General features: G+C 34.6%; 20 protein-coding genes. 14 read left to right on the forward strand and 6 right to left on the reverse strand.

Annotated elements, in window-relative coordinates:
* Positions 1-29: 29 nt before the first annotated feature.
* The 4 genes from ACEN92_RS08745 to ACEN92_RS08760 form a co-directional block, all read right to left on the reverse strand.
* A complete protein-coding gene (locus tag ACEN92_RS08745; protein ID WP_495641986.1) occupies positions 30-1901 on the reverse strand; it encodes a M1 family metallopeptidase in 1872 nt (623 codons plus the stop codon).
* 261 nt (positions 1902-2162) lie between these two features.
* Positions 2163-3677, reverse strand: coding sequence for a glycosyltransferase family 2 protein (locus ACEN92_RS08750; protein ID WP_495641987.1), 1515 nt, complete (start codon positions 3675-3677; stop codon positions 2163-2165).
* 276 nt (positions 3678-3953) lie between these two features.
* Complete coding sequence (locus ACEN92_RS08755) at positions 3954-5534, reverse strand: NADP-dependent glyceraldehyde-3-phosphate dehydrogenase (RefSeq protein ID WP_495641988.1); 1581 nt, start codon at positions 5532-5534, stop codon at positions 3954-3956.
* Positions 5535-5605: 71 nt separating this feature from the next.
* A complete protein-coding gene (locus ACEN92_RS08760; RefSeq protein ID WP_495641989.1) occupies positions 5606-5917 on the reverse strand; it encodes a rhodanese-like domain-containing protein in 312 nt (103 codons plus the stop codon).
* Positions 5918-6380: 463 nt separating this feature from the next.
* Between ACEN92_RS08760 and ACEN92_RS08765 the strand changes: the two genes are divergently transcribed.
* Both ACEN92_RS08765 and ACEN92_RS08770 read left to right on the forward strand, forming a co-directional pair.
* Positions 6381-7013 (forward strand): Crp/Fnr family transcriptional regulator, encoded by a 633-nt coding sequence (locus tag ACEN92_RS08765; protein ID WP_495641990.1) that lies wholly within the window; start codon positions 6381-6383, stop codon positions 7011-7013.
* 158 nt (positions 7014-7171) lie between these two features.
* Positions 7172-7957 (forward strand): sulfite exporter TauE/SafE family protein, encoded by a 786-nt coding sequence (locus ACEN92_RS08770; RefSeq protein ID WP_495641991.1) that lies wholly within the window; start codon positions 7172-7174, stop codon positions 7955-7957.
* Positions 7958-8219: 262 nt separating this feature from the next.
* Here the strand turns inward: ACEN92_RS08770 and cydB are convergent, their stop codons facing one another.
* A complete protein-coding gene (cydB, locus tag ACEN92_RS08775; RefSeq protein WP_495641992.1) occupies positions 8220-9296 on the reverse strand; it encodes a cytochrome d ubiquinol oxidase subunit II in 1077 nt (358 codons plus the stop codon).
* A gap of 2 nt (positions 9297-9298) precedes the next feature.
* Entirely contained in the window at positions 9299-10645 is a 1347-nt protein-coding gene (locus ACEN92_RS08780; protein ID WP_495641993.1) for a cytochrome ubiquinol oxidase subunit I, read from the reverse strand.
* A 249-nt stretch (positions 10646-10894) separates the two neighbouring features.
* Between ACEN92_RS08780 and ACEN92_RS08785 the strand changes: the two genes are divergently transcribed.
* The 12 genes from ACEN92_RS08785 to trpD all read left to right on the forward strand — a co-directional run bounded on the left by ACEN92_RS08785 (position 10895) and on the right by trpD (position 21347).
* Entirely contained in the window at positions 10895-12310 is a 1416-nt protein-coding gene (locus ACEN92_RS08785) for an MBL fold metallo-hydrolase (RefSeq protein WP_495641994.1), read from the forward strand.
* Positions 12311-12392: 82 nt separating this feature from the next.
* Positions 12393-12962, forward strand: a complete 570-nt coding sequence (locus ACEN92_RS08790) for a YeeE/YedE family protein (RefSeq protein ID WP_495641995.1) — start codon at positions 12393-12395, stop codon at positions 12960-12962.
* Between the two features lie 10 nt (positions 12963-12972).
* On the forward strand, positions 12973-13452 hold the full coding sequence (locus ACEN92_RS08795; protein ID WP_495641996.1) for a DUF6691 family protein: 480 nt from the start codon (positions 12973-12975) through the stop codon (positions 13450-13452).
* A gap of 281 nt (positions 13453-13733) precedes the next feature.
* Positions 13734-14195, forward strand: a complete 462-nt coding sequence (locus tag ACEN92_RS08800) for a MarR family winged helix-turn-helix transcriptional regulator (RefSeq protein WP_495641997.1) — start codon at positions 13734-13736, stop codon at positions 14193-14195.
* A gap of 4 nt (positions 14196-14199) precedes the next feature.
* A complete protein-coding gene (locus ACEN92_RS08805; protein WP_495641998.1) occupies positions 14200-14832 on the forward strand; it encodes an NAD(P)H-dependent oxidoreductase in 633 nt (210 codons plus the stop codon).
* Between the two features lie 30 nt (positions 14833-14862).
* Positions 14863-15432 carry a YceI family protein gene (locus ACEN92_RS08810; protein WP_495641999.1) on the forward strand — a complete coding sequence of 190 codons (570 nt, stop codon included), beginning with the start codon at positions 14863-14865 and terminating at the stop codon, positions 15430-15432.
* A 230-nt stretch (positions 15433-15662) separates the two neighbouring features.
* Positions 15663-16940 carry a beta-helix domain-containing protein gene (locus ACEN92_RS08815; RefSeq protein WP_495642000.1) on the forward strand — a complete coding sequence of 426 codons (1278 nt, stop codon included), beginning with the start codon at positions 15663-15665 and terminating at the stop codon, positions 16938-16940.
* A 297-nt stretch (positions 16941-17237) separates the two neighbouring features.
* Complete coding sequence (locus ACEN92_RS08820) at positions 17238-18638, forward strand: anthranilate synthase component I family protein (protein WP_495642001.1); 1401 nt, start codon at positions 17238-17240, stop codon at positions 18636-18638.
* Between the two features lie 60 nt (positions 18639-18698).
* On the forward strand, positions 18699-19148 hold the full coding sequence (locus ACEN92_RS08825; RefSeq protein ID WP_495642002.1) for a hypothetical protein: 450 nt from the start codon (positions 18699-18701) through the stop codon (positions 19146-19148).
* Between the two features lie 86 nt (positions 19149-19234).
* Positions 19235-19801 (forward strand): anthranilate synthase component II, encoded by a 567-nt coding sequence (locus ACEN92_RS08830; RefSeq protein ID WP_495642003.1) that lies wholly within the window; start codon positions 19235-19237, stop codon positions 19799-19801.
* A gap of 80 nt (positions 19802-19881) precedes the next feature.
* Positions 19882-20289, forward strand: a complete 408-nt coding sequence (locus ACEN92_RS08835) for a GNAT family N-acetyltransferase (RefSeq protein ID WP_495642004.1) — start codon at positions 19882-19884, stop codon at positions 20287-20289.
* A 65-nt stretch (positions 20290-20354) separates the two neighbouring features.
* Positions 20355-21347, forward strand: a complete 993-nt coding sequence (gene trpD / locus ACEN92_RS08840; RefSeq protein ID WP_495642005.1) for an anthranilate phosphoribosyltransferase — start codon at positions 20355-20357, stop codon at positions 21345-21347.
* Positions 21348-21419: the final 72 nt, after the last annotated feature.

Consider the following 21419-nt stretch of genomic DNA (forward strand, 5'->3'; position numbering starts at 1 on the left):
TTATTTCATCTAAATCTTTTTCTCTGACATTATTTTTTTTCCCACTTATTATTTGCAGGTGTTGCATCCATAAAAATTCCACCGTCAAGTATAATTTGTTTGATTTGTTTTTTACTTTTTAAATCAATCGTAGCCGTTTTTTGGTTAGATTGCCAAATGCCGGGAGTCTGATGTAAAGTTTCTTTTGTATCGTCAGCATAGACAATATTCACATCAAACGGAATAGCAAAGCCGCCCGCATTTTCAACCAAAATTGTTTTCTTAGTAACATTTTTGACTGAAAGATCAATATAATTATTGGTAAAAAACCAGTTATTGAAGAACCAATTTAAGTTTTTTCCTGACCCACTATTCATCGAATTAAAGAAATCCCATGGGATTGGATGTTTCCCATTCCAATTATCCATATACGTATGCAGGGCTTTTTTAAACAATTCATCACCCAGCAAATCTTTTAATGCAATGTATGACAAAGAAGCTTTTCCGTATGAATTATTCCCGTAACCTGAATCTGAAACCTGAGTAGACATTGTAATAATAGGCTGATCTTCTTCGGCAGAAGAATCATAGATATAAGAACTAACCCTAAATTCTTTATAAAATCTATCGGCAGCTTCTTTGCCACGTTCAGCAATTCCGATTAAGTATTCAAAAGTTGTAGCCCAGCCTTCGTCCATAAAAGCATAACGTGTCTCATTGATTCCCATATAAAAAGGAAAATAAGTATGTGCGACCTCATGATCCTGAACCAATTGTGCAAAAACAGGATCTCCCATTTGCGAATCATTACACATCATTGGATATTCCATATCAGCAAATCCCTGAAAAGCAGTCATCTTAGAAAAAGGATACGGTATTCCCGGCCAATTATTAGAAAACCAATCTAAGGCGTATTGGTTATTTTTTACCGAATTGACAAAATCTGTTCCTTTTATATTGTAAGCTGCCTGAACACTTGCACGTCGATTTGTATTTTTGTCCACAACAACACTGCTGGCATCCCATAAATAACTACTGCTTAACCCAAAACAAACATCAGAAATATTTTTGGCTTCAAATTTCCAGGTATTCCAATCGTTTTGTTTCGTTACCAAGCCATTTTTCATTTCTTTCTCGTTGGCAATGTGTAAAACTTCGTCTGTAGTATATGATTTTTTCAGTCTTTCCGAAAATTCAGGCTGCAAAACCTCATCAGGATTCAATAAATCACCTGTTCCATACACCACATAATTTTTAGGAGCTTTTACTGAATAGGTATAATCATTAAAATCATTATAAAACTCCTGACGGTCTGTATGAGGTATTCTGTCCCACCCGTTATAATCATCAAAAACGCTGACACGAGGATAACTATAGGCTGCATAAAAAGTCGTATTGTCTATCTGTCCTTCTCTTCCGCTTTCTTTAGACAAAGGATAATTCCAATCTATATTAATTGTAATTTTAGAATGGGGAAGCATTGGTTTTGTCATCATAATATTCCCTACCGTCCCCCATTTTCTGCCATTTTCTTTATAAACCTCACCTTCAATTTTTAAAGATGTGATCGTTAAACCCTCACTCAAAAAATCATCACTAATAGTTCCGCTTCGTGGTGAAGACGGTTTATGAATATTATTAACAAAACGAATTACCATATTATGCAATGTATCTGAACTGTTGTTTTCATAAACAATAGTTTCTGTTCCGCTGACGATTTTTGTATTTGTTTTTACAGTTAACTGAATGGCATATTTCGCATGATTTTGCCAATAGTTTTTACCCGGCTTTCCATCCATCGAACGGGTTCCGTCTGCATAAGCTTTTTTAATATTTCTGGGCATATAAAGTTCTTGTGCATAACCAGATTCTGCCACAAAAACCAAGGCTGCCAATAGTAATTTAAATACGTGTTTTTTCATAACTTATTATTCTGAATTAGATGATTTGATTATTTAAAGTTATAAAAGTAAGAATAAACTCTAATATTAATTCTGTTGATTCTAAAAAAATATTTTAATATTACTTTTTGCAAAAGAGACTTAAATCAAAAAGCAAAACTTATTTTTAAAACAAAAATCCAACCTATTCATTCAGAATAGGTTGGATTTTTGTTTTAATTTTCATGTAGTTGATTACTGTCCTTTTTAAGAAAACCTATAATCAAAGTTTTATTAGTTCATTTAAGCACTATATTTCTCTGATGGACTGTATTTTTCCAAAACAACATAATCTTCTAATTTCTTTTCGGATAAACCACGGGTCAGCCAGCCTTTTTTATGCGCAGTAGCAATCGCATACGGAGTAATCCAGAATAAACTGAAGGTATAAAACACACTATAGGAGTAAGCCCATAATGCTTCAGAAGTAGTGTATTTTTTAGCATAAAAGAAAGCTGAAAAACTTGATATAACCAGTATGCTTAATAATGTAGAACTAAAAAACAATATTGGATGCGTCGCTATAAAAAGAAACATAAATATCAAAAATGGGTAAGACATAATAATTCTTAACGTTTGATCCAAGTATAAAAGTCTTGTTCCAAATTTAGATTCATTTCTGAAATTTTTGAAAACATATTGTGACATCATAATGTTCTCACGGACATTGCTTCTTCCCCATCTGATAAACATTTTATATAATCCGGTATATTCTTCCGGCACATTGGTAAGTACAATCGAATTTCTTTGAAACAATACATTATATCCCTGCTTCAAAATCATATTTGTCATGGCGCGATCTTCTCCAATGTCTGAAGGTTCACCCATAAATGTCTGGTTAATCCACTCTTCAAGACAAGCAAATACCGAACTATTACGATACGCTGCCAAAGCTCCCGGAGTACAAAACACAGATCCCAGCATACTTTCTGCAGAGCGTACGAACTCAAAACTCATTACAAAACTAACGTTCAGCATTTTAGGAAGCATTGCCTTTTTATTATTCAGTACATGAACATTTCCTGCAACGGCACCACATTTTTCGTTATGAACAAAAGGGCTCACTAAATTTCTCAGCGTATCTTTTTTTACAATCGAATCACTATCTACTGTTACAAAAATCTCTCCGATGCCTAGTTTAAATCCACGGTAAAGTGCATGACGTTTTCCTTTATTTTGTGGCTGTTGGTAAATTGATAAACGATCTCCCAGTTTTATTTTTGCCTGCTGTATCCAATACCATGTATCATCCTTGCTTCCGTCATCAATAGCAAGTATTTGCATTTTTTCTTCCGGATAATCGCTGTCAGCTAAACTCAGCAATGTATCCCAAACCAATTTACCTTCGTTGTAAGCCGGAACAATTATAGTACAGGTCGGCAATAAATCATCTGTAACTGATTCTATGGGTTTGTATTTGAAATAAAGAAACAGCTTATATAGAAAAACGCTTCCTTTAAAAAAGAATAAAACAGTGGCAAGAATAAGAAAAGGCAAACCAATTGTAGAATTTATCCTGTCTACTTGAAACTGATCAAAATCCGATTGAAACTTATAAACTAAAAAAGCACCTGCAAACATTAATACAAAAGTGCCGATAAGTACAAAATACTTTAACGAATTTGAAGTTTTATCAATAGCTTTTTTTATAGATTTCTTCTTAATATGAAAAATGGAACTGTCTAAAGAAAGTTCATGATTACCTGTGTTTTTTGTTGAAGAATAAAATTGTTTTGAAATAATAGTTTCGCTTTCCATATACGCTGTTGTTGATTTTCTATTGAATGGCTTTTAGCTAATTGCTTAGACATTATGACATTTAACAATGCTCATGCCAATATCCGTTTAAACAGGTTTTGAGGCGATTAGGGTAAAAACAACAGGATTACGGTGGGTAAACTTTACACACTTGCTGTGACTTTACACACCCTTATGTGTGTACCAGTAAGATAGTATTTGAATCTATTATAAAACAAAACCGTCTTAATCTAAAAGAAAAAGACGGTTTCGGAAATTAATATATAACCTTAAAAATTATAAAATATAGTCGGTATTAATAAAATTAGATTCTTTGCTGTTTAACAATTCCTGCAGAATTTCATTATTATAGTCAATATCTTTAGAAGCTACGAACGTACGAATTGAGAATGAACGCAAAGCATCGGGGATACTTAAAGTTCCTACTGCAGAATCTTTACGACCAGTAAACGGGAACGCATCCGGCCCTCTTTGGCAAGAACTGTTCAGGTTTACCCTGCACACTAAATTCACCAAAGCATCGATAAGCGGTGCCAATGTTTTAATATCTTTTCCAAACAGACTTACCTGCTGTCCGTAATTTGATTCAGCCATGTCATCTAACGGCTCATTAATATCCTTGAAAGAAATAATAGGAACTACAGGTCCAAACTGTTCTTCATGGTATACACGCATTTTCTTGTCTACAGGGAATAAAACTGCAGGAAAAATATAATTTTCTGTATGTTTTCCTCCTTTTTCATTAATGATTTTTGCTCCTTTGCTCGTTGCATCGTCAATTAATCCCTGAATATAAGCTGGTTTTTCTTCCTCCGGAAGTGGTGTTAAAGAAGCGCCTTTTTCCCATGGATTCCCAAATACCAAAGCATCAACTTTTTCTGAAAAACGTTTATTAAATTCTTCAGCTATAGATTCATGTACATATAATACTTTTAAAGCTGTACAACGTTGACCGTTAAAAGATAACGACCCTGTAATACACTCCTGAATTGCCAAATCCAAATCGGCATCCGGTAAAATAATCGCCGGGTTTTTAGCTTCCAATCCTAAAATCAAACGCAGTCTGTTTTTGTTTGGATGCTGATCCTGTAAAGCAATTGCAGATTTACTGTTTCCGATTAATGCCAGAACATCAATTTTGCCTGATTTCATAATAGGAGAAGCTACTTCGCGGCCTCTTCCGTAAACAATATTGATTACACCTTTAGGAAAACTGCTTCTGAAGGCTTCCAACAATGGAGAAATACATAAAACACCATATTTTGCCGGTTTAAAAATTACCGGATTTCCCATAATCAAAGCCGGAATCAATAATGAAAAAGTCTCATTTAAAGGATAATTGTATGGTCCAAGGCACAAAACTACTCCAAGCGGTCCACGACGAATCATCGCATTCACACCCTGCACTTTTGAGAAATGTGAACTGCGGCCGTTCAATTCCTTATAACTATCAATTGTATCCTGAATATACTCTACGGTTCTGTCAAATTCTTTTTGCGAATCACCCAGGTTTTTTCCAATTTCCCACATCAGAAGTTTAACCACTTCCTCACGGGTTCCTTTCATTTGCTTCACAAAATTTTCCATACATCTAATACGGTCAACCACTTTCATTGTCGGCCATAAACCTTGTCCTTTATTGTAAGCAGCAGTAGCAGCTTCTACCACTTCGGCAGCTTCTTTTTCAGCCATGAACGGAATCGATCCCAACAAAGTTGGAGCATATTTTTCTGTAGAAGAAATAGTCGAAAATACTGGTGTAGTCTGACCTGTCCATTTTTTCAATTCTCCGTTTACAAGATAAGTATCCTGATTTATAAGGGTTTTAATTTGAAATTCTTCTGGTATAAAACTCATAATATGGTTGTTTAGTTTAGTTATTTAATATCATTCAAAAACAAAAAAGAGGCATTACCGCCTCTTTCACTTTATGGATTTACGGTTTCACCTTCCCAATCCAGGATCCCGCCAAGCAGATTATAGGCATTTTCAAAACCTAATTCATTCATAATCTGACATGCTTTTGCGCTTCTCGCACCTGAACGGCAATATACGTAATAATTCTTATTTTTGTCTAATTCTTCGATTTCATAAATAAAAGCCTGGCCTTTATTAATATCAATATTTACAGCGTTTTCAATATAGCCGTCATTAAATTCGTCGTCGGTTCTTACATCCAGTATAACCGCGTTTTCGTCAGCTTCTAATTGTGCAACCCAATCTTCTTGTGATAAATTCATAGCTTGTGTTTTTTGTAAAATTAAATGTTTTTACTAAATAAAATACGTACAAAATACGTTTTAGATTATTATTCACAGAAAACGTTTTAGAATAAGTATTATAATTAGTGAATTACAAATTTACTCACTATTTTTAAAAAAACATACTGGAATAGTAATAGAAAATAGGATTTTTTCATTTCAATAAAATGCACCTAAAAATAGTTTTCTGACAATTAATACCATTTCAATCTGCTATCTTTGTAAAAAATATAAGTTTTAAACTCTTTTTTAATAAAAATATAAGACGCGAATTTTATAAATTAGCAAATTATTAAGTAAAAATTAGTTCAATTTGTAGCTGGAAATAAACTACCAGGACTTTTAAAATTATTAAAGATTAAGTTTCATTAAGAAACTGATCTTAATTTTTCTTAATCTCTTAATGGTAAAAATTATTTTTTTATTTTAAATAACTCAAGCCATGCAAAATTCATTAAAAAACATATTCCCGAATTTCTCCAGCGAACTTATTTCGACTATTGAAGAAAATGGAAATCCGCAGGATTTCGAAGCCGGAACTATTTTAATGCGGACCGGGCAATACATAAAAAACACGGTTTTAATCACCAAAGGCAAAATCAAAATTTATCGTGAAGACGATGATGGCGGTGAATTTTTGATGTATTACCTACAGCCCGGACAAGCGTGTGCTATCTCGATGATTTGTGCCGCTAAAAGTGAAAAAAGCCAAATTATGGCCAAAGTTGTCGAAGATGTCACAGTTGTGATGATTCCGCTAAAAATGATGGACAAATGGATGATGGAACACAGAAGCTGGTACGAATTTGTAATTGAAACTTACAGAAACCGTTTTGAAGAAATCCTCGAGGTCGTTGACAGTATAGCTTTCAGATCAATGGACGAGCGACTGGAATTTTATTTAAAACGCCATTCTGATGCCTGCGGCTGTACAGAAGTCAAACTGTCACATCAGGAAATTGCATCCGAATTAAATACCTCCAGAGAAGTCGTTTCAAGACTACTCAAAAAAATGGAACAACGCGGTCTGGTCAAACTAAACCGAAACCAAATCGAACTCCTGAATAAAAATTAAATCATTTAATTTTCAATTTCAGCCATAAGAAAAAATTAAGATCCGCTTCTTATTGAAACTTAACCTCTTATGGCAAAAAAAATGTTAAAATTTTCCTGTGTGATAAATGTTACTGTGGATTTCTATTTTAGCAGCCATCTTTGCATAAAAATAATGCAATGGAATATTTCGGTTATTTCGCTTCTACCATTATAGGAATCTCTCTCGGCTTAATCGGAGGAGGCGGATCAATATTGACAATTCCAATTTTGGTATATTTATTTAGAGTAAATCCCGACCAGGCAACTTCATATTCATTATTTATAGTGGGATTAACCGCTTTATTTGGAAGTTACAGCCATTACAAAATGGGAAATCTAAAACTGAAATCGGCTTTGTACTTTGCGATTCCGTCTGTGATTTCGATATTGATTATCCGCGAAGTAATTTTTCCACAAATTGCCGCGACACTTTTTTCTGTCGCTTCTTACTCTGTTTCAAAAGATTTTCTGATTATGATTATCTTCTCCATATTGATGATTATTGCAGCAATCTCAATGATTCGAAAAAATCAACCGGAAATAAAACCAACTGAAACCAATTATCTGCAATTAAGCCTGATAGGTTTTGTAGTCGGAATTGTGACCGGATTTTTAGGCGCTGGCGGAGGATTCCTTATTATTCCTGCTCTCCTCTTTTTTGCCAATTTACCAATGAAACAAGCCGTTGGAACATCGTTGTTGATCATCACCATAAATTCTTCAATCGGTTTTGGCGGCGATTTATACATTGGAACCCTAATAGATTATCCTTTTTTATTAGGGATCTCGGCAATGGCACTTTTAGGAATGTTAATCGGAAGCCAGCTTTCTAAAAAAATTAATGGCGCCAAATTAAAACCCGTTTTTGGCTGGTTTGTTTTAGTGATGGGATTTTATATTATTACTAAAGAAATTATGTTTTAGGCTTTCACGCAAATTTTTAAATATTTTTTGAATTAGTTTCACTTGTAGTAGTCTTTGTCAAAGTTTTGAACTTTCTTTGGCAAAGACGAAACTACAAATCCGTTTGCCCTCCTCATGCAAACGGATTTGTTTTTTTTGGCGTTTCCTCCAGCCGGGCTCCGCTATATTCTTAGTGATCAGAAATTTTTTAAACAAGATCAAAATCTTAATTCGAAAGAAACTTTATTTTAAATTATTTTAATTCGTGGCAACAACAAAACAATCAATGCTCCCCATACCCAATATCATCCATTTTCCCGCTAAAAACCCTATACTGAATAATAAAATAAACAATCACCAAAAACAAAGCAATAAAAAACCAGTTCAGACCGGCGTTCAAACCATACTCACCAGCAGCAGTGTTATAAATAGTTAAGGAAGGATTTACATTGTTTGTCGAAGGCAAAACATTCGGAAAAATCGAAACAGCTGTTGAAGCAAATCCTCCTACTAAAAACAAAGAAGAAAATAAAAATCCTAAACCGTCTTTTTGGTACGAACGTACTTTGAATAATCCTATAATGCCAACAAAAGCCATTAAAGGGAAAAACCAAAGAATTGGATTTTCGACAAAATTATGAAACGGCTGCGGCTCAATAAAATGCCAGATCTGCAGTGAAATAAAAACCAAAATCAATAAAACAATATTCAGTTTAAAAACCACATTTTTAAGTTGTGTATTTAAGGAAGAATTGGTTTTAAAGATAATCCAGTTCGCTCCATGAATCGTTAAGGCAATAACACTGACGATTCCGAGGAAAAGTGTAAACCAATCTATAATTCCCAATTCATTTGCCTTTGGACTAAAAGTCGGATTCCACAAAGGCAAAAAGAAATAATGCGCTTCCTGTGTCGAAACTCCGTTGGTCACCATTCCGAGATTGACACCGCGAACGATATTCCCCAAAGCAATTCCGAAGAATAGGGCCAAAAGCAAACTTGCAATTCCGAAAGCTTTATCCCAAATTACTTCCCACATCGGGTGATGCACCTGTCCGCGCATTTCCAAACCGATTGCACGGAAAATCAAAAGCCATAAAATCATAATCAACGGCAGATAAAATCCGCTGAAGGAAGAGGCATATAAAGTTGGGAAAGCAAAAAATAAAACACCTCCGGCAGCAATAATCCAAACTTCATTGGCATCCCAAAACGGACCAATTGCGCTTGTAATTGCCTTTTTGTCTTTTTCTGTTTTAGCCAAAAACAAATGAATAATTCCTGCTCCAAAATCGTAACCGTCCAAAACAATATAAACAGCCAGGATTCCCATTAAAACTACGTACCAAAAAAACTCCATACTTATATTTTTTCTGTTGAAAGTTCCACATGATGAGGCCCTTTATTGATAATTTTCCCGATCAAAAGTAAAAACAGCATTCCGAGTAAAAGATATAATCCTATAAAACCTAATAAAGTAAACAAGGTATTTCCGGAAGAAACTGTTGGCGAAGCGCCGGAAGCCGTTCGCATTAAGTTATAAACGAGCCACGGCTGCCTGCCTAATTCGGCAGTATACCAGCCAGTTGTGTTGGCGATATACGGGAACGGCATCATAAACATCAATGACCATAAAATCCATTTGGTTTCGAATAATTTTCCGCGAATAAGCTGAAAAAGAGCACAAACCATCAAACCAATAAACAAAGTGCCGAGCCCGACCATAATATGATACGCATAATACAAACCCGAGATATTAGTTGGATGCACATCCTCTTCAAACTGGTCCAAACCTTTTATCTCTTCGTGCCAGCTTCCGTAAGTCAGGAAACTCAGGATATTTGGAACAGCGATTTTATTGTCCAGTTTTTTATCTTTTACATCGGGCTGACCAATTAAGACGATTTCGGAACCTTCTTTTTCGGTATGAAAAATGCCTTCCATCGCGGCAAAAGTCACAGGCTGATATTTCACTACGTTTTTTGCTAATAAATCCCCGGTCGGAACGGCCACAATAAGACTTGAAACCAATCCGAAAATTATTCCGGTTTTAAGAAATAACTTTCCAAAAGAAACATTCTTCTGACTCAGAATATAAAAAGCGCCAATTCCGGCCACAACAAACGAACTCGTTACCAAAGAAGCCGCCTGATTGTGCAGATACGAAGGCCATAACCATGGATTCAGAAATAAAGCTTTGAAATTCGTCAGTACAAACTTTCCGTTTTCAAGGATTTCATAACCCACCGGATTCTGCATCCAGGAATGAGTAGCTATAATTAAGTATCCACTTGCCCAGGAACCAATACAAATCAACAAACCGGTGACGAAATGCCATTTATGTCCAAGGAGTTTTTCTCCAAATAAAAATATACCAAGAAATGAGGATTCTAAAAAGAATGAAAACATACCTTCCATCGCCAAAGTCTGTCCAATAATTCCTCCTGTTAATTCAGAAAATTTAGCCCAATTAGTTCCGAACTGAAACTCCATCGGAATTCCGGTTACGACGCCCATCGCAAAATTCAGCGCAAAGATTTTCATCCAGAAATGCGTGGCGTGATTGTATTGTTCGTTTTGGGTTTTTAAATATTTCCACTTGAAATAAACAATGATCAGCGAAAGACCCATTGTAAGTTGCGGAAAAAGATAGTGAAAGGTAATGGTGAAAGCGAATTGCATTCGGTCATAAAAAAGCATTTCTTCCATAGAGCGGTATTTGTTTTATGAAGTCCGACAAATTTACCCATTAAAACCCAAATTACTGTTCTTAAAAAAGTTTTTCTTTTAACCAATATATGCTAATTTTGAGTTTTGCAGACGATTAACTTCAGCTTATAATTTCCTACATAATTATATCACAAAAATCCAAATAAAAATGCATTTCTGTAACATTAATCACTTATTTTAAAAAAAACAGAGTTACCTTTGTGAAACATTATTTTTAGATCCCAAATCATGAAAATTGAACAAATTTACACCGGATGTTTAGCGCAGGGTGCATACTACATTACTTCAAATGGAGAAGCTGCGATTATTGATCCGTTAAGGGAAATTCAGCCCTATTTAGATCGTTTGGAACGTGATGGAGTAAAATTGAAATATATTTTTGAAACTCATTTTCATGCAGATTTCGTTTCCGGTCATATCGATCTGAGCAAAGAAACACAAGCTCCAATTGTTTACGGACCAAATGCTGCTCCGAAGTTTGATTGTATTGTTGCCAAAGACAAACAAGAATTTAAACTTGGGAATATCACTATAAAAGCATTGCATACTCCGGGCCATACCATGGAAAGCACCACTTATTTACTGATTGATAAAAACGGAAAGGATTACGCTGTTTTTTCCGGAGATACTTTATTTATCGGTGATGTAGGCCGGCCGGATCTGGCACAAAAAGCTGCCTCGATGACACAAGAGCAATTGGCCGGGATTTTATTTCACTCGTTAAGAGACAAAATAATGACTTTGGCGGATGATGTAATCGTTTATCCTGCGCATGGAGCCGGAAGTGCCTGCGGAAAAAACATGAGTAAAGAAACTGTTTCTACTATTGGGAACCAAAAAGCAACGAATTATGCTTTGCGTGCGAATATGACAGAAGAAGAATTTATTACTGAAGTGACCGACGGATTATTACCTCCTCCAGCCTATTTCAGCATGAATGTAGCGATGAATAAAGGCGGATACGAAAGTTTCGAAACTGTTTTGCATAACGGAATGAAAGCCATAAAGGCAAAAGAATTTGAAGCTATAGCCGAAGAAACCGGTGCTCTGATTCTTGATACGCGCAATGCGGCTGATTTTAGCAAAGGATTTGTTCCACAATCGATTAATATCGGAATCAATGGTGATTTTGCACCCTGGGCCGGAACTTTAATTGCAAATGTAAAACAGCCTATTATACTGGTTACTGAAATTGGTCAGGAAGAAGAAACTGTTACACGTTTAAGCCGTGTTGGTTTTGACACCATTACAGGTTATCTTGACGGTGGTTTTGAAGCCTGGCAAAAAGCCGGTTTCGAAGTTGATACCGTTAACCGAATTACTGCTGAACAATTTGCAAATGAATTTAAAATTGCAGAAGATAAGGTAATCGATATCCGTAAAGAAACCGAATACGCCGCAGAACACATTGAAGATGCTTACAGCAAACCTCTTGCTTATATTAATGACTGGGTAAAAGATATTAATCCAAATGAGCATTTTTATTTACATTGCGCCGGAGGATATCGCAGTATGATTGCAGCTTCTATTTTGCAGGCACGCGGTTTTAGAAATTTTACGGAAATTGAAGGTGGTTTTGGAGCTATTTCTAAAACAGAAATCCCAAAATCTGATTTTGTTTGCCAGAGTAAGGTTCTAAAGTGATTTTTTTTTTGCCACTGATTAGAATGATTAACACAGATTATTAATATTTGCAAACACATAGAACAACTACAAATAATAAAAAATGAGTCTACTAGAAATTATAAAAGAGCCGTGGCCTTGGTACGTTTCAGGCCCTTTAATTGGATTAACTGTTCCTATATTATTAATTATAGGAAATAAATCATTCGGAATCAGTTCGTCTTTGCGGCATATCTGTGCTGCTTGCATTCCTGCAAATATTTCTTTCTTTAAATATGATTGGAAAAAAGAAAGCTGGAACTTATTTTTTGTTTTCGGAATTTTCCTTGGCGGAGTCATCGCTGCTTATTTTTTAGTAAATCCAAATCCGGTTGAAATTACGCCTCAGCTTTCAGCACAATTAGCGACTTATGGTATTACCGATCATTCGGGATTATTGCCCAAAGAACTTTTTTCGTGGGAAAGTCTTTTTACACTTCGCGGATTTATCATGATTGTGGTTGGTGGTTTTTTAGTAGGTTTCGGAACCCGTTACGCCGGCGGATGCACAAGCGGCCATGCGATTATGGGAATTTCAAACTTACAATGGCCTTCACTGGTAGCGACAATTTGTTTTATGATAGGCGGTTTTATTATGGCTAATTTGATTTTACCTTATATTCTTTCACTTTAAAATTTCAAAAATGAATAATTTAGAAAATAAAAATACAGATACTGAAGGGATCAACGGAAGTCAATTGAAAGATTCAGGATTTGCAAATGTGAAATACCTTATAGTTGGAATCTTTTTTGGAATTGTATTCGTAAAAGCAGAAATCATCAGCTGGTTCCGCATTCAGGAAATGTTTCAATTACAATCTTTCTTCATGTATGGCGTAATCGGAAGCGCGGTTGTTGTTGGAATTATATCCATCTGGCTGATTAAAAAATTCGATATTAAAACCATCCAGGGCGAAAAAATCGAAATCCAGCCAAAGACTTTTAATAAAGGACAAATTTATGGCGGATTATTATTCGGTTTTGGGTGGGCCATTACCGGAGCTTGTCCCGGACCTTTGTTTGCTCAAATTGGCTCAGGAGTTACTGTAATTATCGTTACTTTGGTAAGTGCCATTTTAGGAACCTGGGTTTATGGATTAATAAGAGATAAACTTCCTCATTAAGTTTTTGCATTTAATAGATAACATCAAACCCGACAAGTTTTAAAAACCTGTCGGGTTAATTTTTTAGAGTACAGTAAAACAATCTCAACTTTAAAGAATAGTTAAATTTAATTAATCAACACCTTAAATCATAAATAGTAGTATTTTTATTATCGTTTTAAAAAGAGCCTCCTTACATTTTAAATCCTTGTAAATTGAATTAACAAAAGCTTAACAATACATTTGTATATACAAATATTAAAAATCATACATTTGTATATACAAATTATACACTTACGACTATGACAATTGAAGAAGTTATAAAAAGTACGGTTAAGATGGATAATGCGAAAAAAGTTATTCTGAATATCATGTACACGCAAAATGTGATTCAGGATCATTTCAACGAGTTGATAAAACCGTATGATTTATCCGGAGAGCAATATAACGTGCTGCGTATATTAAGAGGGCAAAAAGGGAATCCTGCCAACATGTGTGTCATACAAGAACGTATGCTGGCCAAAACAAGCAACACCACCCGATTAGTTGATAAACTATTATTGAAAGATTATGTAACCAGAAATGTTTGTCCTGGTAATCGACGAAAAATAGAAGTTTTAATAACCCAAAAAGGATTGGATGTTTTAAAAGAATTAGATCCAAAGGTAGATGAACATGAGCGTTTCTTTGCCCGGAATATAAGCCCTGAAGAATTAGAATTATTAAACGAATTATTAGAAAAATACCGAACCCAACAAAATTAAAATTATGAGCACATTATTAGATAATCTAAATTGGAGATATGCAACAAAAAAATATGATGCAGCAAAAAAAATCTCAGCAACAGATTTAAGCACATTAAAAGAAGCAGTCAGACTTAGTGCCTCTTCATACGGATTACAGCCATATAGAGTTGTTATAGTTGACAATCCTGAATTGAGAGAACAATTAAAAGCGGCTGCATACGGTCAAACTCAAATTACAGATGCTTCTCACCTGTTTATTTTTGCAAACGACCTTAATCTTGATGCAAAATCTGTTGAAACTTACATCAACAATATCAGCGAAACAAGAGGAGTTCCTGCGGATGCTTTAGGGGGATTCAGTGACATGATGAATGGTGTAATTGGTAATTTATCAAGTGATGCCAAAAACAACTGGACAGCAAAACAAACATACATAGCTTTAGGAAACTTATTAAGTGCTGCAGCTGAATTAAGAATTGATGCTACTCCAATGGAAGGCTTTAATCCTGCTGCCTTCAATGAAATCTTAGGTTTTGACAAATTAGGATTAAATGCTTCAGTAATCGCTACAATTGGTTACCGTCACGAAGAAGACGAAGCACAACATTACAAAAAAGTCAGAAAACCTCAGGAAGAATTATTTATCACACTATAATTTAATAATAATCAAAATCAATTTTACAACATGAAAAATTTAAAAACAATTGCAATAGCATTATTCGTAGCAGCTGCTGGTATTTCGGTAAACGCACAGACTAAAACAATCGATGTAAAGTCAAGTACTATCAAATGGGTAGGTAAAAAAGTAACCGGAGAGCACACAGGAACAGTAAACTTTAAAGACGGTGCTGTAATTTTCAAAGGAAAAAAATTATCTGGCGGAAGTTTCACAGTTGATATGACTTCTTTAACTTCAACTGATTTAACAGGAGAATACCAAGGAAAATTAAACGGTCATTTAAAAGCTGATGATTTTTTTGGAACTGACAAATACCCAACTTCAAAATTAGTTTTCAAAAAAATTGGTACTACTAAAACGCCCAATGTTTACGCAGTAACTGCTGATTTAACTATTAAAGGAATCACTAAACCGGTAACTTTTGACCTTACTGTAAATAAAAGCACAGCTACAACTGCATTCAAAGTTGACAGAACTAAATATGACATTAAATATGGTTCAGGAAATTTCTTTGAAGGTTTAGGAGACAAAACTATCAGTGACGAATTTGAATTAGCAGTTGCTTTAAAATTCTAAATTTCACTTACTAATTCAGAAACCCCAATAATTAAAATTGTTGGGGTTTTCTTTTTTTATGCCATCCAACTAAAGATGCTATAATTCTGATAAAACACAAAATAGTAACATTCTTAAAGTTGTACTAACACTTTCATAATATAACAGCATGTTTTGATTAACATTTGGCTTCTAATTTTGGCTTATTAAAAAACAATAATAATCAAAAACTGGAAATCAAAATTATAGTTATGAAAACAAAAATACGAATTGCAATTATAACAATTCTCAGCGGTTTTTCTCTTCAGGCACAACAAGCAAAAGGCATCACAGGCACATCTAACTGGATGAACAACTGGACCACTTTTAAACCGGCCAGTATCGAATACAACGAAGCTTCAAACATTATTGCCGGAACCATAGATAAAGATACCAAACTATACAAACGTAATACTTATCAACTTGTTGGCGTAGTATATGTGACTAACAATGCAGTATTGACTATTGAACCAGGTACAATCATAAGAGGTGATGATAAAACCTGCGGTACACTGGTAATCACAAATGGTGCAAAAATCATGGCAGAAGGTTTAGAAACTGATCCTATAATTTTTACTTCGGATAAAGAAACTACAGAAAGAAGACCGGGTGATTGGGGTGGAATTGTTATTCTTGGAAAAGCTCCCATCAATAAATTAGGTGGAATCTCTACTTTGCCTTTTGACTTAGACCCAATGTTAAATCATTATGGCGGTCACGATGCAGATGACAATTCGGGGATTTTAAAATATGTACGAATTGAATATTCAGGCAGAAAATTAAGCGCCCTAAAAGAACTAAACGGACTTTCGCTGGCAGGTGTTGGCCGTAAAACAGTTTTAAGCAATATTCAAATCAGCTATTCAAATGATGATTCTTTCGAATGTTATGGAGGTGATCTGAATATGAGCAACTTAGTTTCATATCGAACTACAGATGATGATTTTGATTTTACGCAGGGAGCCCAAATTAATATTAGCAACAGCATCGCTATCCGTCATCCTTTCTCATCAGATATTTCAGGATCAAGATGTTTTGAAGCAGATTCGTATGATAAAATCGAAAATACCGATATGACCAAGAAAATGACGAAAATAAATGCCAACAATATTACCTTGGTTAATCTGGAAGAAAACAATCAGGGATTGGTTCGTGAATCCGTTCATATTAGAGAAAACACTTACTTTAATTTAACCAACAGTATTGTTTCAGGATTTACTCCTTTTGTGCTTCTGGAAGGAAATATTGGAAATGGCGAGGTTAATTTATCTAAAATTTCATTTAATAACCTTATTATTAATAACTGTAATGGCGGAATTTCAAGCGAATCTTCAAGCAATGATTCCGTAATTCAAAAATGGTATAGTAAAGCCGAATTTGGGTTAGAATTCACAAAAAACAAAAACAGCGAATTGTTTGCAATGCCTAATATAAAAGGAAATCCGGACTTTAGAATGAAAGTTAACAATACAATTGCAATTGGAAATTAAGAATTTAAAAACACCATATTTTTTGAAATTTAACAAATTTATAAATTAAGAAAAGATTTTTTTGAGTTTTTATATCTCGTAATCCAAATTACATTTATATATTTGTGACATCAAAATAAGACATGAAAACAACAATGAACAATACTTGGTGGTGGAAGAATTTACGTCAGACGTCGTGAACAAAGCTTCCTGTAGTATTGTAAAACTATAAATATAAAAGGCTTGTCATCACGACAAGCCTTTTTTTTTGGTCAAAATCGAAGTGAAAAAATATTAAAAACCATAAATCTAAATACATTGAAACCTTTTATACTCAACACACATTACAAACAAATTCTGGCAGACACAATTACGCCGGTTAGTGTTTATTTTAAAATAAGAGACAAATTCCCTAATAGCCTATTACTGGAAAGTAGTGATTATCATGGAAATGATAATAGTTTTTCGTATATCTGCTGCAATCCGATTGCAACAATTAAAATCGAAAACGAAATTATCTCAAAAACTTTCCCTGACGGAACATCAGAACAAATCAACATTGATTCTTCAACAAATATTCCGGAAGTAATTCAGGAGTTTTCAAGTCAGTTTAAATCGGAGAAAAATGATTTTAAATTCATTAATAATGGCCTGTTCGGATACATTTCTTATGATGCAGTTCGTTATTTTGAAAAAGTTTCTATAGCTAAAAAAGATACTGCAACTCTAATTCCTGATGTTTTTTATGCAATATACCAAAACATCATTGCAATTAATCACTTTAAAAATGAAGCTTATATTTTTTGTCACAGTCTGGACGGAAAAAATAATATATCTGAAATTGAGCAATTATTGCAGTCAAGAAATATTGCTTCGTACAAATTTAGCAAGGAAGGCGAAGGTTTCTCGAACTTAACCGATGAAGAATTCAAACACAATGTAGCTTTAGCAAAAAAGCATTGCTTCCGTGGTGATGTATTCCAGTTGGTTTTATCGCGTCGTTTCACTCAGGGTTTCAAAGGCGATGAGTTCAATGTTTACAGAGCTTTAAGAAGTATTAACCCTTCTCCCTATTTATTCTTTTTTGATTATGGGGATTTCAAAATATTTGGTTCTTCACCCGAAGCACAAATTATCGTAAAAAACAGAAAAGCCGAAATTCATCCAATCGCCGGAACATTCAAAAGAACCGGAAATGATGAACACGATGCCCTTTTAGCCAAGCAGCTTTCCGAAGATAAAAAAGAAAACAGCGAACATGTGATGTTGGTTGATTTGGCCAGAAATGATTTAAGCCGAAACGGTCATGACGTAAATGTAGAAAGATACAGAGAAGTTCAGTTTTTCTCACATGTAATTCACTTAGTTTCAAAAGTTACCGGACATTTACATGAAAAAGCCACTACAATGCAGGTTGTTGCCGATACTTTCCCGGCTGGAACTTTAAGCGGTGCCCCAAAACACAGAGCCATGCAGCTAATTGAAGATTACGAGAAAACAAATCGTAATTTTTACGGCGGCGCAATTGGTTTTATGGATTTTGAAGGCAATTTTAATCACGCGATTATGATTAGAACATTCCTGAGCAAAAATCACCAATTACATTGTCAGGCGGGAGCAGGAATTGTTGCCAGCTCCGATGAAGAAAGCGAAATGCAGGAAGTATATAACAAATTGAGAGCTTTGAATACAGCGCTTGAAATGGCAGAGAAAATTTAGTATTCAGTGTTCAGTTTTAGTATTCAGTTAAAATTCTAAACTTTTAAAGAAAAATTAAATATGAAAAAATACATTTCCTTATTTCTGGTTATCCACTTTTTAGCTGCTTGTGAAACTAAGAAAGAGTCAACAGCAATTCCGTTAACTGGAACCTGGCGTCTGATATCAGCCAAAACGACAGAAAAAGATTCAACTTTCTCGACTTTTAATTCAAAAACAAAAATGATTAAGATTATAAACGAAACCCATTTTGCTTTTTTCAATCATGATTTGAATAACGGAAAAGATAGTACAGCAGCAGTATTTTTTGGCGGAGGCGGAAAATATACTTTGAAGGATAGCATTTATACAGAAAATCTGGAATATTTCAATAACCGTCAATGGGAAAATGGCAAATTTGAGTTTGTAATAAAAATTAAAAATGATACGCTAACTCAAAAAGGAATCGAAAAAGTAGAAAAATTAGGAATTGACCGCATTATTACTGAAAAATACGTTCGAGAAAAATAGAAAAATTAGTTGTGAGCTTCAGTATTCAGTCACAATTTAAAAACTTAGTGACTCAGTCCTTTAGCAACTTTAGAAACTCAAAAAAAATGAAAAAAATATTAGTTATAGACAATTACGATAGTTTCACTTACAACTTAGTACACTATCTGGAAGATTTAAACTGCGAAGTAACCGTATACAGAAACGACGAATTTGATATTGACGAAATCGCTTCTTTCGATAAAATATTACTTTCGCCAGGACCCGGAATTCCTGATGAGGCAGGTTTACTAAAAGACGTAATTCGAAAATATGCCCCAACAAAAAGCATATTAGGTGTCTGTTTGGGACAACAGGCAATTGGAGAAGTTTTTGGCGGAACACTTTCAAATTTGGACAAAGTATACCATGGTGTCGCCACCTACGTAAAAAAAGCAGTAACCGACGAATCATTATTTGAAGGTCTTGAAGACGAATTTGAAGTAGGACGCTACCATTCATGGGTTGTTGATGCTGATTTACCGGATGTTTTAGAAGCTACTTCGTTTGAAGAACATGGTCATGTAATGTCACTTCGCCACAGAACCTATGATGTCAGAGGCGTTCAGTTTCATCCCGAAAGTGTACTGACACCAAACGGAAAAAGAATTTTAGAGAACTGGATTAAAGGTTAGTTTTAGTTTACAGTCGCAGTGTCAGTTTACAGTAAAAGCTTAGAACCTTAGTTTCTCAGCAACTTAGAATCTTTCAACAAATGAAAATAACAATTTTAGAAACTAAAGAAATCAATATTGAAGATATTTTGATTTTATACAAAGCAAATGAATGGAGTTCAGCCAATAAACCAAATGAGTTGTATAACGCGCTTCTGAATTCTGAAACTTTGATAACAGCCTGGGAAGGGAAACAATTGGTTGGATTAGGAAATGCAATTTCAGATGGATACTTAACCGTTTATTATCCGCATTTACTCGTACTTCCTGAATATCAGGGAAAAGGAATCGGGAAATTGATTATGGACAAAATGCAGGAGAAATACAGTCACTTTCATATGCAAATGTTAACTGCTGACGGAAGAGCAGTTGATTTTTACAAGAAAAATGGATTTGAACGTGCAGGGAAAACAGAACCAATGTGGATTTATCACGGAAATGAACATTGAAAGTATTCAGTCACAGTTTAAAAACTTAGCAACTTAGAGTCTCAGTAACTCAGAACCTTAAAAAAATGAAAAATATATTAAACAAATTAATCAATCATGAAGTGCTTTCAAAAGAGGAAGCTAAAAATGTATTGATTAATATTTCAAGCGGTGAATACAATCCTAGTCAAATTTCGGCTTTTTTAACCGTGTTTATGATGAGAAGTATCACGATCGAAGAACTTTCAGGTTTTCGTGAAGCTTTATTAGAGTTATGCATTCGTGTAGATTTATCAGCCTACAATACCATCGATCTATGCGGAACAGGCGGTGATGGAAAAGATACATTCAACATTTCGACTTTAGCATCATTTATTGCAGCCGGGGCCGGAATAAAAGTGGCAAAACACGGTAATTACGGAGTTTCATCTATTTCCGGATCAAGCAACGTAATGGAAAAAATGGGAATCAAATTTAGTAATGATCCCGGGTTTTTAGAAAAATGTATTGATCAGGCCGGAATCTGTGTTTTACATGCACCGTTATTTCACCCTGCAATGAAAAATGTTGGTCCAATCAGAAAGGAACTGGCTGTAAAAACCTTCTTCAATATGTTAGGGCCAATGGTAAATCCATCATTTCCTAAAAACCAATTGGTTGGTGTTTTCAATTTAGAATTAGCCAGAATGTATGCTTATTTATATCAAAGTACCGATGTGAATTTTACGATTTTACATTCGCTTGACGGTTATGACGAAATTTCATTAACGGGACCAACCAAAATTATTACGAGTCATATGGAAGGCATGCTGAAACCGGAAGATTTTGGTGTTCGTCTTTTATCCCAAAGCGAAATCGAAGGCGGAAAAACAATCGAAGAATCAGCAGAGATGTTTACCAATATTATTTCGGGAAAAGGTACAGAAGCACAGAATAATGTAGTTTTAGCCAATGCTGCAATGGCAATTGCAACGGTAACAAAATGTTCTCCACTGGAAGGATTTGAATTAGCAAAAGAAAGTTTACTTTCCGGGAAAGGATTAGTAGCTTTGAATAAATTGAAAGATTTAAGTAAATAGAAAAAATAGTTTCATGTTTTTTTGGTTTCATGTTTCAAGTTATTGGAACGTTACAAACCTGAAACTTGAAAC

It is taken from the genome of Flavobacterium sp. Flavsp81 (assembly GCF_059491325.1).